This window comes from Roseateles sp. 22389, from assembly GCF_052044995.1.
Taxonomy (GTDB): domain Bacteria; phylum Pseudomonadota; class Gammaproteobacteria; order Burkholderiales; family Burkholderiaceae_C; genus Roseateles.
The window spans coordinates 224,396-239,897 of the sequence record NZ_JBQEOF010000007.1; the positions used below are offsets into that span (position 1 = coordinate 224,396).

Annotated in this window: 15 protein-coding genes; 9 read left to right on the forward strand and 6 right to left on the reverse strand. The window is 68.6% G+C overall.

Features of this window, described 5'->3' with window-relative positions:
* The first annotated feature begins 90 nt into the window (after positions 1–90).
* Together ACTJKJ_RS12660 and ACTJKJ_RS12665 are read left to right on the forward strand one after the other, a co-directional pair.
* On the forward strand, positions 91–1,017 hold the full coding sequence (locus tag ACTJKJ_RS12660; protein WP_440820657.1) for a dienelactone hydrolase family protein: 927 nt from the start codon (positions 91–93) through the stop codon (positions 1,015–1,017).
* Between the two features lie 89 nt (positions 1,018–1,106).
* Positions 1,107–1,883 carry a ZIP family metal transporter gene (locus tag ACTJKJ_RS12665; protein WP_091725455.1) on the forward strand — a complete coding sequence of 259 codons (777 nt, stop codon included), beginning with the start codon at positions 1,107–1,109 and terminating at the stop codon, positions 1,881–1,883.
* Between the two features lie 58 nt (positions 1,884–1,941).
* Here ACTJKJ_RS12665 and ACTJKJ_RS12670 read toward each other — a convergent pair whose 3' ends face one another.
* The 4 genes from ACTJKJ_RS12670 to ACTJKJ_RS12685 all read right to left on the reverse strand — a co-directional run bounded on the left by ACTJKJ_RS12670 (position 1,942) and on the right by ACTJKJ_RS12685 (position 5,584).
* Entirely contained in the window at positions 1,942–2,400 is a 459-nt protein-coding gene (locus tag ACTJKJ_RS12670) for a universal stress protein (RefSeq protein WP_183481659.1), read from the reverse strand.
* 130 nt (positions 2,401–2,530) lie between these two features.
* Positions 2,531–3,436: a sulfurtransferase gene (locus ACTJKJ_RS12675; protein ID WP_440820658.1), complete on the reverse strand. Its 906-nt coding sequence runs from the start codon at positions 3,434–3,436 to the stop codon at positions 2,531–2,533.
* Between the two features lie 6 nt (positions 3,437–3,442).
* Positions 3,443–4,339 carry a DMT family transporter gene (locus tag ACTJKJ_RS12680; RefSeq protein WP_175538310.1) on the reverse strand — a complete coding sequence of 299 codons (897 nt, stop codon included), beginning with the start codon at positions 4,337–4,339 and terminating at the stop codon, positions 3,443–3,445.
* A gap of 126 nt (positions 4,340–4,465) precedes the next feature.
* The gene (locus ACTJKJ_RS12685) at positions 4,466–5,584 is read right to left on the reverse strand and encodes an aromatic ring-hydroxylating oxygenase subunit alpha (RefSeq protein ID WP_091725445.1); all 1,119 of its coding nucleotides are present in this window, start codon (positions 5,582–5,584) and stop codon (positions 4,466–4,468) included.
* Positions 5,585–5,974: 390 nt separating this feature from the next.
* Here ACTJKJ_RS12685 and xseB point away from each other — a divergent pair, with 390 nt between their 5' ends.
* Genes xseB through dxs form a run of 3 tightly spaced genes read left to right on the forward strand, consistent with a single transcriptional unit; the run spans position 5,975 to position 9,105 of the window.
* On the forward strand, positions 5,975–6,235 hold the full coding sequence (gene xseB / locus ACTJKJ_RS12690) for an exodeoxyribonuclease VII small subunit (protein WP_091725443.1): 261 nt from the start codon (positions 5,975–5,977) through the stop codon (positions 6,233–6,235).
* Between the two features lie 27 nt (positions 6,236–6,262).
* Positions 6,263–7,123 carry a polyprenyl synthetase family protein gene (locus ACTJKJ_RS12695; protein ID WP_440820659.1) on the forward strand — a complete coding sequence of 287 codons (861 nt, stop codon included), beginning with the start codon at positions 6,263–6,265 and terminating at the stop codon, positions 7,121–7,123.
* Positions 7,124–7,146: 23 nt separating this feature from the next.
* Positions 7,147–9,105 carry a 1-deoxy-D-xylulose-5-phosphate synthase gene (gene dxs, locus ACTJKJ_RS12700; RefSeq protein WP_440820660.1) on the forward strand — a complete coding sequence of 653 codons (1,959 nt, stop codon included), beginning with the start codon at positions 7,147–7,149 and terminating at the stop codon, positions 9,103–9,105.
* 83 nt (positions 9,106–9,188) lie between these two features.
* Here the strand turns inward: dxs and ACTJKJ_RS12705 are convergent, their stop codons facing one another.
* A complete protein-coding gene (locus tag ACTJKJ_RS12705) occupies positions 9,189–10,127 on the reverse strand; it encodes a LysR family transcriptional regulator (RefSeq protein WP_440820661.1) in 939 nt (312 codons plus the stop codon).
* Positions 10,128–10,249: 122 nt separating this feature from the next.
* Between ACTJKJ_RS12705 and lysA the strand changes: the two genes are divergently transcribed.
* The 3 genes from lysA (at position 10,250) to ahpF (ending at position 14,038) form a co-directional block, all read left to right on the forward strand.
* Positions 10,250–11,512, forward strand: coding sequence for a diaminopimelate decarboxylase (gene lysA, locus ACTJKJ_RS12710; RefSeq protein ID WP_440820662.1), 1,263 nt, complete (start codon positions 10,250–10,252; stop codon positions 11,510–11,512).
* 202 nt (positions 11,513–11,714) lie between these two features.
* Complete coding sequence (gene ahpC / locus ACTJKJ_RS12715; RefSeq protein ID WP_091725431.1) at positions 11,715–12,278, forward strand: alkyl hydroperoxide reductase subunit C; 564 nt, start codon at positions 11,715–11,717, stop codon at positions 12,276–12,278.
* 206 nt (positions 12,279–12,484) lie between these two features.
* Positions 12,485–14,038 carry an alkyl hydroperoxide reductase subunit F gene (ahpF, locus tag ACTJKJ_RS12720; protein ID WP_183481641.1) on the forward strand — a complete coding sequence of 518 codons (1,554 nt, stop codon included), beginning with the start codon at positions 12,485–12,487 and terminating at the stop codon, positions 14,036–14,038.
* Between the two features lie 79 nt (positions 14,039–14,117).
* Here the strand turns inward: ahpF and rarD are convergent, their stop codons facing one another.
* Positions 14,118–15,023, reverse strand: a complete 906-nt coding sequence (rarD, locus tag ACTJKJ_RS12725; protein ID WP_440820663.1) for an EamA family transporter RarD — start codon at positions 15,021–15,023, stop codon at positions 14,118–14,120.
* 133 nt (positions 15,024–15,156) lie between these two features.
* Here rarD and ACTJKJ_RS12730 point away from each other — a divergent pair, with 133 nt between their 5' ends.
* Positions 15,157–15,426, forward strand: a complete 270-nt coding sequence (locus tag ACTJKJ_RS12730) for a MoaD/ThiS family protein (protein ID WP_091725423.1) — start codon at positions 15,157–15,159, stop codon at positions 15,424–15,426.
* The last annotated feature ends 76 nt before the right edge of the window (positions 15,427–15,502 follow it).

A 15,502-nucleotide genomic window follows, 5' to 3' on the forward strand; every position in this document is an offset into this window, starting at 1 on the left:
GGTGCCCGGCGGCCGACCGGGATAGCATCCGGCGTTCCGTCCGGAACCTTCGGATCCATTCCACCCCGCATTCCCCACGAGGAGCTGCAGATGACGAATTCCGACTCCCGCGCCGATGCCGCCGGCCTGTCCCCTGACCTCGCCGACGCGATCCGCGACGACATCGACACGCTGGCGCCGGGCCGGGGTTTCAGCCGCCGCGCCTTCGTCGGCACCGCGGTGGGCAGTGGCTTCGCCGCGGCGGTGCTGCCGGTGACGGCGCAGACGATCACCACCGACGCGCAGGGCCTGGATGCCGGTCCGGTCAGCATCCCGGTCGGTGACTTCAAGATGCCGGCCTATGTCGCGCAGCCGGCGGGCAAGAAGCAGGCGCCGGTGGTGCTGGTGGTCAGCGAGATCTTCGGCGTGCACGAGCACATCGCCGACGTCGCGCGCCGCTTCGCCAAGCTGGGCTACCTGGCGGTCGCGCCCGACCTGTTCGCGCGTCAAGGCGATGCGAAGGTTTATTCGGACATCGCCAAGCTGCAGACCGAGATCATCCAGCGCACGCCTGACGCGCAGGTCCTGAACGACCTGGACGCGGCGGTGGCCTGGGCGAAGGGAATGGGCGGCAACACCTCCAAGCTGGGGATCACCGGCTTTTGCTGGGGCGGCCGGATCGTCTGGCTGTACGCCGCCCACAGCCGCGAGCTGAAGGCGGGCGTGGCGTGGTACGGCCGCCTGCAGGGCCAGACCAATGCGATGACGCCGAAGCACCCGATCGACGTCGCGGCCCAGCTGCACGCCCCGGTGCTGGGCTTGTACGGTGCGCAGGACAACGGCATCCCGGTCTCGACCGTCGCCGCGATGCAGGAGGCGCTCAAACAAGGCAGCGCGGCGGCCAAGGCCAGCGAGTTCGTCGTCTACCCCGACGCCGGCCACGCCTTCCACGCCGATTACCGCCCCAGCTACCGGCCCGATCCCGCCAAGGACGGATGGGCGCGCTGCCAGGCCTGGTTCAAGCAGCACGGGGTGTGAACGTCCCCGGCGCAAGGGGGGCTTGACGACTCTGAGACAATTTTCGGAACCCCATCCGGCGCACCCCACGTGGTGCGCCTTTTTTATCCATGACCCTGACCTACATCCTGCTGGTGACCTTCGCTGGCGGTCTGGCCTCCGTGACGATCGCGGCGATGCTGACGGTCGGCCTGCTGAGCCGCATCGTGAAGCACCTGGTGAGCCTGTCCACCGGCGTGCTCCTGTCGACCGCGCTGCTGCATGTGCTGCCGGAGGCCTTCGAAAGCGGTGCCGACCCCCACAACCTCTTCCTGGCGCTGCTGGGCGGGCTGATGTTCTTCTTCCTGCTGGAGAAGGCCGAGCTCTACCGCCACACCCACCACCATGAGGGGGACGGGCACCACCACCATCACCACTTCGACCGGGAACAGGCCGGGCGGGGCGGGTTGTCGGTGCTGGTGGGGGATTCGATCCACAACTTCTGCGACGGGATCATCATCGCGGCCGCGTTCCTCGCGGATCACCATCTGGGCTGGGTCACCGCGATGGCGATCGTGGCGCATGAGATCCCGCAGGAGGTCGGCGACTACATCGTGCTGCTGAACGCGGGGTTCTCGCGCAAGAAGGCGCTGTTCTTCAATGCGGTGTCCGGCATGGCGGCGGTGGTCGGCGGGCTGGTCGGCTACTACATCGTCGGGCCGTGGCAGCAGCTGTTCCCCTACCTGCTGGTGGCGGCGTCCAGCAGCTTCGTTTATGTCTCGGTCGCCGATCTGATCCCGCAGCTTCAGCGCCGGCTGCCCTGGAAGGACACCGCGCTGCAGCTGCTGTGGCTGGGCGTGGGCATCGTCTTCGTGCTGATCGTCGTGGGCGGGAAGCACTCCCACTGAAGCCGGCCGGCAGCGCCCGGGAGGGCGCTGCGGTCATGTGATGACCAGGGGCGGGCGCCTACGGGGACGGCGACGCTCCCTCGCCGTGCACCACCAGCACCGGGAAGGCGCAGTGGGTCAGCACCTTCTGCGTCTCGCTGCCGAGCAGCAGCGCCTGCAGCCCGCGCCGCCCGTGCGTGGCCATCACCAGCAGGTCGGCATCGACGCGCTTGGCGTGCTCGATGATGGCTTCCCAGGGATGCAGCGCCTCCACGCTGTGGGCCTCGATCTCCAGGCCCTGGCCGCGCGCCAGCGCCAGCACCTGTCCGAGGCGTTCCTGCGCGATGCGCTCCTGGGCGTCGAAGAACTCCTGCGGCGGCGTCGGTTGCATCTCCGACACGGCGCTGTAGGGGAAGGGTTCCTTGACGCTGATGGCGAACAGCTTGGCGCCGTGGAACTTCGCGAGCTTGACGGCGGTATCGATCGCCTTGGCGGTGATGTCGGAGCCGTCGGTGGGGATCAGGATGCGCTGGAACATGGCGGGCCTCCTTCAAACGAGCGGGTGGGCTGGGTGGCCGTCCCCCACCGAAGTGGGGTCAGGGCTTGCCGTCGCAGTCTGAGCTTCCCATGGTGCTCGCACCATGCGCGTTGTCAATAAGGGCCGTCCGTCAGCCTTTCGCCAGCGGGAAACGCGGATTGGCACTCCACTCGCTCCAGGAACCGGGATAGAGCCGGCTGCCGGACAGCCCGGCATGGTGCATCGCCAGCAGGTTGTGGCAGGCCGTCACGCCCGACCCGCACTGGTGCACGGTCGCGTCCGCCCCTTGGGGGCCGAGCAGCGCCGCGAACTCCTCGCGCAGCAGCGCCGGCGCCTTGAACCGGCCGTCGGCGCTCAGGTTGGACTTGAAGAAGCGGTTCGTCGCGCCCGGGATGTGGCCGGCCTGGGTGTCGAGCGGCTCGACCTCGCCGCGAAAGCGCTCACCGGCGCGGGCATCGATCAGCCGGACCTTGCCGAGCTGGCCGAGCAGGTCCTGCGCGCTGAGCGGTTCCTCGAGCGGGGCGCCCGGCGTGAAGGCGCCGGCCGTGGCGGTGGGCAGGTCGGTGCTCACCGCGCCCCCCGCCTGTTGCCAGGCCGCGAAGCCCCCGTCCAGCACCGCGACGTCCGCATGGCCCAGCCAGCGCAGCATCCACCAGACGCGCGCGCCGTACATGCCGTCGGCCGCGTCGTAGGCCACCAGGGTTCGGCCCGAACGCAGGCCCAGCTCCCCCAACAGGGCGGCGAAGGCGGCCCGGTCCGGCAGCGGATGGCGGCCGCGGAAAACGCCGAAGGCGTCCTGCTTCGCGCCGCTGAGGTCGCGGTCCAGGTGGAGGTAGAAGGCGCCAGGAATGTGGCCGGCGGCGTAGGCGCGCTCGCCGGCCGAGGTGTCGGCCAGGTCGAAGCGGACATCGACGACCAGCGGCGGCGCACCGGACGCCATCAGCGCCTGCAGTTGCCCGGCGGAGATCAGGCCGTCGGGCCGGGTGGGGGTGGAGATCGTCGCGGAGCTGGTCGGGGTCGTCGCGGAGGTCGTCATGGCGCTTCAGGATTCCTGGACCGAGTGCTGGGCGTCCTTGGGGGTGTTCCGGGCGCGCAGCAGCGTCGCCCCCAGGCCCGCGCCCACGATCAGCAGGATGCCGATCCAGGAGGCCAGGCCCAGCCGGTCGCCGAAAAGGAGCACACCATACAACGCCGAGAACACGATGCCCAGGTATTGGAGCGACGCGTTCACCAGCGGCTTGCCGGTGCCGTAGGCGCGCGTCATCAGCAGCTGTGCCGCCGTGGCCAGCACGCCGACGGCCAGCAGCAGCGCCGCGCCGGTCCAGGTGTGGCCATGCCAGCCGCCGTGCGAGGCGATGGTCGTCAGGGCACCCGCGACCACGCCGCCCATCGAGAAGTAGAAGACGATGCGGTACTCGGGCTCGCCGGCGCGGCCCAGCGACGTCACCTGCAGGTAGGCCATCGCCGACAGCATGCCGGACGCCAGGCCCGCCAGGCCGTGCCAGACCTGCTGGTCCTCCATCGCCGGCTGCAGCACCAGGCCGACGCCAAGGAAGCCCAGCAGCACCGTGATGATCAGCCGGGGATCGACCTTGGCCGCGCCCATCAGCACCGCCCCGCCGATCAGGAACAGCGCCATCCACACCGACGACATGTAGTTGAGCGTCATCGCGGTGGCCAGCGGCAGCTTGCTGATCGCGAAGAACCACAGCGACAGCGCGATCACGCCCGACAGGCTGCGCCAGAAGTGCATCGCCGGCACGGTGGTCTTCAGCGACAGCCCCTTGACCCGCGTCATCGCGAACAGGAACAGCGTGCCGACCAGGCCGCGGTACATGACGATCTCGCCGGCGCCGTAGTAGGCCGAGGCCAGCTTGACGCAGACGCCCATGGTGGCGAACAGCAAGGTCGCCAACACCATCAGAAGGGGTGCAGACATGCGGGGGATTCTCGCGCCGAAGGCCGGCCCGCCCTGTTGTGGGGACCCGCAAAAGCGAACGCCCCGCAAGAGTGGGGCGTTGTGCGCACCGGGGGGCGATGCGGGTGGGGACGGGGCGGGGACCGATCAGCGCTTCATCAGCGCCCGGTACCACTCGTGGAAGTGCTTCATGCCGTCCTCCATCGGCGTCTGGTACGGGCCAACCTCGTTGTCACCCCGCTCCATCAACGCCTTGCGGCCGGCGTCCATGCGCAGCGCGATCTCGTCGTCCTCGACGCAGGTTTCCATGTAGGCCGCCTGCTGGGCTTCGACGAAGTCGCGCTCGAAGGCGACGATTTCCTCGGGGTAATAGAACTCCACGATGTTGGTGGTCTTCTGCGCGCCCTTGGGGAACAGCGTCGAGACCACCAGCACGTTGGGGTACCACTCCACCATGATGTTGGGGTAGTAGGTCAGCCAGATCGCGCCCTGGTCGGGCGACTGCCCGCCCGAGAAGCCCAGCACCTGCTCATGCCACTTGGCGTAGACCGCGGAGCCCGGCTTTTCCAGCGCCTTGTTGACGCCGACCGTCTGCACCGAATAGTCGCGACCGAACTCCCACGCCAGGTCGTCGCAGGCGACGAACTGGCCCAGCCCCGGGTGGAATGGGCCGACGTGGTAGTCCTCCAGGTAGACCTCGATGAAGGTCTTCCAGTTGTAGTCGCATTCGTGGACATGGACCTTGTCGAGCTGGTAGCCGCTGAAGTCCAGTGCGCCGCGCGGGCCAAGCCGGGCCAGGTCGGCCGCGATGTCCCGGCCGTTGTCCTCGAACAGCAGGCCGTTCCACTCGCGGATCTTGTAGCGGTTCAGGTGCAGGCAGGGGTCCTGCTTGAAGTGGGGCGCGCCGACGAGCTCGCCCTTGAGGTCGTAGGTCCAGCGGTGCAGCGGGCAGACGATGTGGCTGCGCGTGTTGCCACGGCCGCGCAGCATCACCGCCTGGCGGTGGCGGCAGACGTTGGAGATCAGCTCCAAGCCCTGCGGGCCGCGCACGATCGCCCGACCTTCGCCTTCCTGCGGCAGGGCGTAGTAGTCGCCGACCTCGGGCACGGCCAGCGCATGGCCGAGGTAGCGGGGACCGTGCTGGAAGATCAGTTCCTGTTCGCGGCGGAACAGGTCCTCGTCGAAGTAGGAGGTGACAGGCAGCTGGAGGTGGCTGGGGGCCGTGCTGCGTTCAAGCGGGCTGAGAGGGATGCTCAGGTCGGACATGATCCAAGAGGGTCTCCAAGACACCAATGTCAACCGTGACCGGCCGCCCCCCAGATTGGACGGGCCGGCATGTGGGACTGAGTGAAACAACGCCGGACGCTGCCGGAGCTCGGGGGCGATGGCCGCGCGGCGCCGCGAGCGAACGCGGTTGGGGCCCCGGCCGGGAAGTCGCCCCGATGACTGCCGGGCCCCTTGGGGGACAACGGAGCAGGCAAAGGAACCGGTGATTGTACCCGGACCGCCCCTTCAGGGGGAGGCCGGAGGCCGACGCAGCGGTCCGTCACCCGGAAACACCCGCTGACGCCTGTGGCGCTCGATTCACATCCCCCGACAGTCGGACCCCGGGCGGGGGAGTGCCGGTGCTTACAATCGGCCTTTTCGCGTTTTGAAATGAGCAAGCCTTCCGCCAGCGCCAAGTCGGCGCCGCCCACGTCCCAGGAGCAGGAGCCCGCCAGTTATGAACTGGCGGTCGAGGAGTTGGAACGTCTGGTGCAGGCCATGGAGGCCGGTCAACTGCCGCTGGACCAGTTACTGGCCAGTTACCAGCGGGGGGCCGCATTGCTCAACTACTGCCGCGCGCGGCTCCAGGCCGTCGAACAACAAGTACAGGTCATCGAAGGTGGCGGCGCGCAGGCTTGGGGAGAAGAGTAATTGGATGCCGGTGTCTTCGAACGTTGGGTGAAGCAGTCGCTTGAGGAAGTCGAGCAGGCGCTGGAGGCCTGGGTGCCAGCGGGCGCCCCGGCCGGCCTCGGTGAGGCCATGCGCTACGCGGTGCTGGGCGCCGGCAAGCGCCTGCGTCCGCTGCTGGTGCTGGCCGCGGCGGAAGCCGTCGGCGGGCAGCGCGAGGCGGCGTTGCGCGCGGCCTGCGCGGTGGAACTGATCCATGCCTATTCGCTGGCGCACGACGACATGCCCTGCATGGACAACGACGTGCTGCGCCGCGGCAAGCCGACGCTGCATGTGCAGTACGGCGAGGCGCAGGCCATGCTGGCCGGTGACGCGATGCAGGCGCTGGCCTTCGACGTGCTGACGCCGGACGAGGGCCTCGCGCCCGCGCTGCAGGCCAAGCTCTGCCGCCTGCTGGCGCGCGCCAGCGGCTATGACGGCATGGCCGGCGGCCAGGCGATCGACCTGGCCAGCATCGGCAAGCCGCTGGACGAGGCCGCGCTGCGCGACATGCACCGCCGCAAGACCGGCGTGCTGCTGCAGGCCAGCGTCCTGATGGGCGCGGCGAGCGGCGACCTGCCCCCCGCCGCATGGGAGGCGCTGAGCCGCTACGGCGCCGCGATCGGCCTGGCCTTCCAGGTCGTCGACGACATCCTGGACGTCACCCAGGACAGCGACGTGCTCGGCAAGACCGCCGGCAAGGATCAGGACAACAACAAGCCGACCTACGTCAGCGTGCTGGGCCTGGAGCCCGCCCGCGCCTATGCGCTGCGCCTGCGCGACGAGGCCCATCAGGCCCTCGCCGCCAGCGGCCTGGCCGACACCGCCTGGCTCAGCCTGCTGGCTGACAAGGTGGTCGAGCGCGACAACTGAACCGGCGAGAGAGAGGCCAGGCCATGAGCGAGAACACCACCACCGCGACGGCTTCGCAGACGCTGCTCGGCGCGATCGACAGCCCCGCGGACCTGCGGCGCCTGTCGCGCAGCCAGTTGCCGCAACTGGCGGACGAGGTCCGCGCGCACATCCTGAACAGCGTGTCCAAGACCGGCGGCCACCTGTCGTCGAACCTCGGCACCGTCGAGATGACGATCGCGCTGCATTACGTCTACGACACGCCGCGCGACCGGCTGGTGTGGGACGTGGGTCACCAGACCTACCCGCACAAGATCCTCACCGGCCGCCGTGACGCGATGGCCACGCTGCGCCAGCAAGGCGGCATTTCCGGTTTCCCGCGCCGCGACGAGAGCGAGTACGACACCTTCGGTACGGCGCACTCGAGCACCTCGATCTCGGCCGCGCACGGCATGGCGATGGGCGCCAAGCTCAAGGGCGAGTCGCGCCGCGTGGTGGCGATCATCGGCGACGGCGCGATGACCGCCGGCATGGCCTTCGAGGCGCTGAACAACGCCGGCGTCGCCCATGGCGGCCTGCTGGGCGACGTGCTGGTGATCCTGAACGACAACGACATGTCGATCAGCCCGCCGGTGGGCGCGCTCAACAAGTACTTCACCCGGCTGATGAGCGGCAAGTTCTACGCCGCCGCGCGCGAGGGCGCGAAGTCGGTGCTCAAGCACACGCCGCTGTATGAATTCGCGCGCCGCTTCGAGGAGCACACCAAGGGCATGTTCGTGCCCGGCACGATCTTCGAGGAATTCGGCTTCAACTATGTCGGCCCGATCGACGGCCACGACCTGGACGCGCTGATCCCCACGCTGGAGAACCTGCGCGACAAGAAGGGCCCGCAGTTCCTGCACCTGGTCACGCGCAAGGGCCAGGGCTACAAGCTGGCCGAGGCCGACCCGGTCAAGTACCACGGCCCCACGCCCTTCAACCCGGCCGAAGGCATCAAGCCGTCCACCACGCCGGCAAAGAAGACCTTCACCCAGGTCTTCGGCGACTGGCTCTGCGACATGGCCGAGGCCGATCCGACGCTGGTCGGCATCACGCCGGCGATGCGCGAGGGCTCGGGCATGGTCGAGTTCCACAAGCGCTTCCCGACGCGCTACTACGACGTCGGCATCGCCGAGCAGCACGCGATCACCTTCGCCGGTGGCCTGGCCTGTGAGGGCCTGCGGCCGGTGGTGGCGATCTACTCGACCTTCCTGCAGCGCGGCTACGACCAACTGGTCCACGACGTGGCGCTGCAGAACCTGCCGGTGCTGTTCGCGCTCGACCGCGCGGGCCTGGTCGGCGCCGACGGCGCGACGCATGCCGGCAACTACGACATCGCCTTCACGCGCTGCATTCCGAACATGAGCGTGATCACGCCGTCGGATGAGAACGAGTGCCGCCAGGCCTTGTACACCGGTCACCTGCACGACGGCCCGGTGACGGTCCGCTACCCGCGCGGTGCCGGCATCGGCGCCGAGATCAAGAAGGACATGGTCGCCTTGCCCTGGGGCAAGGGCGAGATGCGTCGTCAGTCGTCGCTGCCGCAGACCGCCAGCCGCGCCGCGCCGCGCGTGGCGATCCTGGCCTTCGGCACGCTGCTGCACCCGGCGCTGAAGGCGGCCGAGGCGCTGGACGCGAGCGTCGCCAACATGCGCTTCGTGAAGCCGCTGGACGTCCAGCTCGTCAAGGAACTGGCCCGCACGCACGATGCCCTGGTGACCGTCGAGGACGGTTGCGTCATGGGCGGTGCCGGCAGCGCGGTGCTGGAAGCGCTGCAGGCGGAAGGCCTGGCGGTGCCGGTGCTGCAGCTGGGTCTGCCCGACGAGTACGTGGAGCACGGCGAGCCCGGCAAGCTGATGGCCCAGTGCGGCTTGGACGCGGCGGGCATCGAGCAGTCGATCCGCGCGCGTTTCCTGTCGATGCCGGCAGCCGCGCCGGTGCTGCGGTCCGTCGCCAATCAGTGATCCGCCGCTGAGGCGGGCCGGTCCTTCGAGTGGACCGGCTGACTATCTCGAATCCATCCCCCTGAACGGCGCTGGCCTTGCGGTCAGCGCCGTTGTCGTTTGGCGCCGTCGGTGGCTTGCGCGGCGATGGCGGGCGCGAGGGCGCGCTTCACCGCGTCGATGAAGTCCTGCGCCAGCGCGTGGCCGGGACGGTGCAGCGCCCACAGGGCCTGGATGCGGAAGGGCACCGAGACCGAGAGCGGTCGGATGTGCAGTCCCGGTCCGGCGCAGGCGCGCGCCGTCAACGGATTCACGAGCGCGATTCCCAGGTTCTCCTGGACCAGCGCGCAGACGGCGATCGCGCTGTGCGTCTCCAGTTGCAGTCGGCGCTGGACGCCGGCGGTCGCGAAGATCGCGTCGAACTGGCGGCGATAGGGATCCTCCGACGACAGGCTGACGAAGCGCTCACCGTCGAAGTCCCGCGGCGTCAGCACCGCGCGTTCGAGCAGGCGATGGCCCGCCGGCAGCACGCAGACCTCGTCGAGTTCCGCCAGCGTCTCGCTGCGCGTGCCGGGCACGGTCGCGGAGACCTCGCTCAGGCCGATGTCGAAGCGCTGCGCCGCCATCCATTCCTCGAGCAGCGGGGACTCCTGCGGCGTCAGCGTCAAGCCGGCCTGCGGATGGCGACTCGCCCAGTCGGCGCTCGCGGCGGGCAGCATCGCATGCGCCAGCGCCGGGAGCGTCAGCACCTGCAGCCGTTCGTCCTCGGCCCGTCCCAGCGCCTGCGCGCGCGCGACCACCTGGTCCAGGCCCTGATAGGCGCGCTGGACCTCGTCGAACAGCGCCATCGCCCGCGCGGTGGGCCGCAGTCGGCCGGGCGCGCGGTCGAAGAGGACGTAACCCAGCAGCGACTCCATGCGCGCCAGGTCGCGGCTCACCGTGGGTTGGGAGGTGAAGAGCAGTTGCGCCGCGCCGGTGACGCTGCCGGCGGTCATGACGGCGCGGAAGACTTCGATATGACGATGCGTGATCGGGAACGGCATCGGCCCAGCATATCAGTCCATATCAGGAATGAATCAGACAAGGAAAACAAAGCATTTGATTGAATGATCCGAGGCGACGATGCTTGCGGCAGTCTGAACACATCCCCCAAAGGAACGCCGAGATGCCGCAAGTCCTCACCCCCGCCCGCCAACAACAGCTGCGCGCGCTCGCTGCCCGCCATGGCACGCCGCTTTGGGTGTACGACGCGGCGGTCATCCGTGAGCGCATCGCTGCGCTGAAGGGCTTCGACACCGTCCGCTTCGCGCAGAAGGCCTGCTCCAACACCCACATCCTGCGGCTGATGCGGGAGCAGGGCGTGAAGGTGGATTCGGTGTCGCGCGGCGAGGTGCTGCGCGCGCTGGCCGCCGGCTACACCGTGGGCACTGGCGCGGACGCGGTCCACTCGGACATCGTGTTCACCGCCGACCTGCTCGACCGCGAGACGCTGGCGACCGTCGTGGCGCATCGCGTCCCGGTCAATGCCGGTTCGATCGACATGCTGGAGCAGCTTGGCGAAGTCTCGCCCGGTCACCCGGTGTGGCTTCGCCTGAATCCGGGCTTCGGCCATGGCCACAGCAACAAGACCAACACCGGCGGCGAGCACAGCAAGCACGGCATCTGGCATGAGCAGCTGGGCGAGGCACTGGCCGTCATCGCACGGCGCGGGCTCACGCTGATCGGCCTGCACATGCACATCGGCTCCGGTGTGGACTACGCGCATCTGGGCCGCGTGTGCGGCGCCATGGTCGAACTGGTGCGGGTCGTTCGGGCCGCCGGCCAGGACCTGCAGGCGATCTCCGCCGGAGGGGGGCTTTCCATCCCCTATCAGGCGGGTGGCGAGCCGATCGATACCGCCCATTACTTCAGCTTGTGGGATGCCGCCCGCAAGGAAGCCGAAAACGTCATCGGCCATCGCCTGGCGCTCGAACTGGAACCGGGCCGCTACCTGGTCGCCGAATCGGGGGTGCTGCTCGCCGAGGTGCGCGCCGTGAAGACCCAGGGCCGCCAGCACTTCCTGCTGGTGGATGCCGGCTTCAATGAACTGATGCGCCCGGCGATGTATGGCAGCTACCACGCGATGAGCCTGCTTGCCGCCGACGGTCAGGACCGGCCGGTGCGGCCGACGGTCGTCGCCGGACCGCTGTGCGAGTCGGGTGACGTCTTCACCCAGGCCGAGGGCGGGGTGGTGCTGGCGCGGGAATTGCCGCAAGCGCAGGTCGGCGACCTGCTGGTCATCCACGACACCGGCGCGTACGGCGCGTCGATGTCCAGCAACTACAACAGCCGGCCGCTGATCGCCGAGGTGCTGGTGGACGGCGACTCCGACCGCCTGATCCGCCGCCGCCAGACGGTCGAGGAACTGCTGGCGCTCGAGGCGCTGTAAGCCCTTCGGTCGATCGGATCGGCAGACGCGGCCCCTGCCGCGTGACTGCCGTATGACGCTTTTGCTATCGCACAAAGCTTTTTTGATAGTTTGGCTCAATAGGGATTGGCAATAGGCTGCATTGGGGAATTCAACCCCGTCGATAGCAGCGGCCCCCTATCATTCCGTCCATCCCATCAACCCTGACTCGAGAGACCAAGCAATGTCCCTGATCAACACCCAAGTCCAACCCTTCAAGGCCCAAGCGTTCCACAACGGCAAGTTCATCGAGGTCACGGAAGAGTCGCTCAAGGGCAAGTGGTCCGTGCTGATCTTCATGCCGGCCGCCTTCACCTTCAACTGCCCGACCGAAGTCGAAGACGCCGCCGACAACTATGGCGAGTTCCAGAAGCTGGGCGCTGAGGTCTACATCGTCACCACCGACACGCACTTCTCGCACAAGGTGTGGCACGAGACCTCGCCGGCCGTCGGCAAGGCCAAGTTCCCGCTGGTCGGCGACCCGACCCACGCGCTGACCAACGCCTTCGGCGTGCACATCCCGGAAGAAGGCCTGGCGCTGCGCGGCACCTTCGTGATCAACCCGGAAGGCGTGATCAAGACCCTGGAAGTGCATGACAACGCCATCGCCCGCGACGTCAAGGAGACCCTGCGCAAGCTCAAGGCTGCCCAGTACGTTGCCAAGAACCCGGGCCAGGTCTGCCCGGCTAAGTGGAACGAAGGCGACAAGACCATCGCCCCGTCGCTGGACCTGGTCGGCAAGATCTGAGGATCTCGCCCACAGGGGTGAAGCGTCCTTCCGAGGAAGGACCTTCCCCCGACCGGTGACCCGGATGAGGACTGTCCTCTCCCCCTCACTGCAGAAGCGTCGCTCGTGGACCCCGTCGGTCCGCGGGACGGCGTTCGGCCGCCCCTTCAACCTGCAAGGGGGGCCAGTTCTCGAAGTCGCTTGAAGCAATTTGAAAGGAAGCAACGATGTTGGACGACAACCTGAAGGCGCAGCTCAAGGCCTACCTGGAGCGGGTGACGCTGCCGTTCGAGATCGAAGCCTCCTTGAGCGACTCCGCGAGCTCCGCCGAGCTGAAGCAACTGCTTCAGGACATCGCCGCGATGTCCGACAAGATCACGCTGCGCCTGGACGGCAACGATGCGCGCAAGCCCTCGTTCAGCCTCAAGCGCACGGGCACCGAGCAGAGCCTGCGCTTCGCCGGCATCCCGCTGGGCCATGAGTTCACCTCGCTGGTGCTGGCGCTGCTGTGGACCGGCGGCCACCCGCCCAAGGTCGAGCAGTCCGTGATCGACCAGATCCAGGGCCTGGACGGCGACTACGCCTTCGAGGTCTACATGTCCCTGACCTGCCACAACTGCCCGGACGTCGTGCAGGCGCTGTCGCTGATGTCGGTACTGAATCCGCGCATCAAGACGGTGATCGTCGACGGCGCGCTGTTCCAGGACGAGGTCAATGCCCGCGAGATCATGGCCGTCCCGACGGTCTACCTGAACGGCCAGGAATTCGGCTCGGGCCGCATGACGGTCGAGGAGATCGCCGCGAAGCTGGACACCGGCGCGGCGGCCAAGGACGCCGCCAAGCTGTCGGCCAAGGACCCGTACGACGTGCTGATCGTCGGCGGCGGCCCGGCCGGTGCCGCGGCGGCGGTGTACGCCGCCCGCAAGGGCATCCGCACCGGCATCGCGGCCGAGCGCTTCGGCGGCCAGGTCAACGACACGCTGGCGATCGAAAACTACATCTCCGTGCTGTCGACCGACGGCCCGAAGTTCTCGATGGCGCTGGAGTCGCACGTCAAGGATTACGGCGTCGACGTGATGAACCTGCAGCGCGCCGACAAGCTGGTGCCGGCGACGACGCCGGGCGGCCTGGTCGAGGTGCAACTGGCCAATGGCGGGTCGCTCAAGAGCAGGACGGTCATCATTTCCACGGGCGCGCGCTGGCGCAATGTCAACGTGCCCGGCGAGCAGGAATACAAGAACAAGGGCGTGGCCTACTGCCCGCACTGTGACGGTCCGCTGTTCAAGGGCAAGCGGGTGGCGGTGATCGGCGGCGGCAACTCCGGCGTCGAGGCGGCGATCGACCTGGCTGGCATCGTGTCCCACGTGACGCTGCTGGAATTCGGCGACGCGCTGCGCGCCGATGCGGTGCTGGTCAAGAAGCTGGAAAGCCTGCCCAACGTGGTGATCCTGACGCAGGCGCAGACGACCGAGTTCACCGGCACGGCCGGCAAGCTCGACGGCCTGAACTACACCGATCGCGCCACCGGCGAGGCCCGGCGGATCGAGCTGGAGGGCGTGTTCGTGCAGATCGGCCTGGTGCCCAACACCGAGTGGCTGCGCGGCACGGTGGAGCTGTCCAAGCACGGCGAGATCATCGTCGACGCCAAGGGCCAGACCTCGGTGCCGGGCGTGTTCGCGGCGGGTGATGCGACGACGGTGCCGTACAAGCAGATCATCATCGCCGCCGGCGACGGCGCGAAGGCCGCGCTCAGCGCGTTCGATCATCTGATCCGCAACTGACGAGCGAACCGCTGTCTCTCTGCTGACGCCCCTGACGGGGCGTCAGTCGTTTGAGGGTGAGCCAGCCAGCGGCCGTGGCCTAGCGCCGACTCCGCCACAGGCTCTCCGCGCTGTAGACCGCGAGCGCCGACCAGATCAGCACGAAGCCCACCAGCCGCGCGCCCGCGAGCGGCTCGTGATAGAGCCACACGCCCAGCAGGAACTGGATCGTCGGCGACAGGTATTGCACCAGTCCGAGGGTCGTCAGCGTGATGCGCCGCGCGCCGGCGGCGAACAGCAGCAGCGGGATGGCGGTGAGCGGTCCGGCCAGCAGCAGCCAGGCCGCCTGGCCGGCATCGCCGCTGGCAAAGGCGCTGCTGCCCTGCACCGTCCAGTAGATCAGCGCCCCGGCGGCGAAGGGCGACAGGATCAGCGTCTCCAGCGTCAGCCCCTCCAGCGCGCCCAGCTGCGCCGTCTTGCGCATCAGCCTGTAGAAACCGAAGCTCAGCGCGAGCACCAGCGCAATCCACGGCAGCCGCCCCGCGGTCACCGTCAGCCAGACCACGCCGGCCGCGGCCAGGCCGATCGCCAGCCATTGCACCGGCCGCAGCCGCTCGCGCAGGAACACGAATCCCAACATCACGTTGACCAGCGGGTTGATGAAGTAGCCCAGGCTGGCCTCGACCACATGGCCGTGCTGCACCGCCCACACGTACACCAGCCAGTTGCTCGACAGCAGCAGCGCCGACAGCGCGCAGGTCGCGAGCAGCCGCGGCGATCGCAGCACCGGTCGCAGCCATGCCCAGCGCCGCAGGCCGGCCAGCACCAGCGCCACGAACACCAGCGACCAGACCGTCCGATGCGCGATGACCTCGAGCGCGTTCACCTCGCTCAGGCGCTTGAAGTACAGCGGGAACAGGCCCCAGGCGATGTAGGCGAGCGCGGCGTAGAGCATGCCGGTGCGGGCATGGGCGCGGTCGGTGAGGGTCGAGGTGTCGTTGGTCATGGCGGGCTGGCCGGGAGGGCCCGCGATTCTGCCCAAGCCCACCGGCCCGCGTTGTCGAAGGGACGAGCGCCCGTTCGTCGTCCCTGGTCGCCCCTCTTTTCTTGCGACCCGCTTCGTCGCAGGATCGCCGACCATGGCCCACGTCGAATTCACCGCCCAACTGCACCGCTACGTCGATACGCCGAAGCTGGACTGCGACGCCCGCACACTGGGCGAGGCGCTGGCCCGGGCCTTCGACCGGAATCCCCGCCTGCGCGGCTACATCCTGGACGACCAGGGCCATCTGCGCACCCATGTGGCCGTCTTCATCGATGGCCACCGCGCCCAGGACCGCCTCGGGCTGACGGACGCGCTGACCGCGCAGTCCAAGGTCTACGTGCTGCAGGCCCTGTCCGGGGGATAGCCCCAGGAGCCGCGGACGCGCCGCTGTCGAAAACCGCGCCGCTCGAACGTCGTCACGGGTGACGCCAGCCATCGCA

What these genes read in the sequence shown, in the direction of transcription:
- ACTJKJ_RS12685 (WP_091725445.1), bottom strand. Translation starts at nt 5,584, where the DNA reads ATGTCCGACCTGAGCATCCCTCTCAGCCCGCTTGAACGCAGCACGGCC.
- lysA (WP_440820662.1), top strand. Translation starts at nt 10,250, where the DNA reads ATGCCGCAAGTCCTCACCCCCGCCCGCCAACAACAGCTGCGCGCGCTC.
- dxs (WP_440820660.1), top strand. Translation starts at nt 7,147, where the DNA reads ATGAGCGAGAACACCACCACCGCGACGGCTTCGCAGACGCTGCTCGGC.
- ACTJKJ_RS12660 (WP_440820657.1), top strand. Translation starts at nt 91, where the DNA reads ATGACGAATTCCGACTCCCGCGCCGATGCCGCCGGCCTGTCCCCTGAC.
- ACTJKJ_RS12675 (WP_440820658.1), bottom strand. Translation starts at nt 3,436, where the DNA reads ATGACGACCTCCGCGACGACCCCGACCAGCTCCGCGACGATCTCCACC.
- ahpC (WP_091725431.1), top strand. Translation starts at nt 11,715, where the DNA reads ATGTCCCTGATCAACACCCAAGTCCAACCCTTCAAGGCCCAAGCGTTC.
- rarD (WP_440820663.1), bottom strand. Translation starts at nt 15,023, where the DNA reads ATGACCAACGACACCTCGACCCTCACCGACCGCGCCCATGCCCGCACC.
- xseB (WP_091725443.1), top strand. Translation starts at nt 5,975, where the DNA reads ATGAGCAAGCCTTCCGCCAGCGCCAAGTCGGCGCCGCCCACGTCCCAG.
- ACTJKJ_RS12730 (WP_091725423.1), top strand. Translation starts at nt 15,157, where the DNA reads ATGGCCCACGTCGAATTCACCGCCCAACTGCACCGCTACGTCGATACG.
- ahpF (WP_183481641.1), top strand. Translation starts at nt 12,485, where the DNA reads ATGTTGGACGACAACCTGAAGGCGCAGCTCAAGGCCTACCTGGAGCGG.
- ACTJKJ_RS12665 (WP_091725455.1), top strand. Translation starts at nt 1,107, where the DNA reads ATGACCCTGACCTACATCCTGCTGGTGACCTTCGCTGGCGGTCTGGCC.
- ACTJKJ_RS12705 (WP_440820661.1), bottom strand. Translation starts at nt 10,127, where the DNA reads ATGCCGTTCCCGATCACGCATCGTCATATCGAAGTCTTCCGCGCCGTC.
- ACTJKJ_RS12680 (WP_175538310.1), bottom strand. Translation starts at nt 4,339, where the DNA reads ATGTCTGCACCCCTTCTGATGGTGTTGGCGACCTTGCTGTTCGCCACC.
- ACTJKJ_RS12670 (WP_183481659.1), bottom strand. Translation starts at nt 2,400, where the DNA reads ATGTTCCAGCGCATCCTGATCCCCACCGACGGCTCCGACATCACCGCC.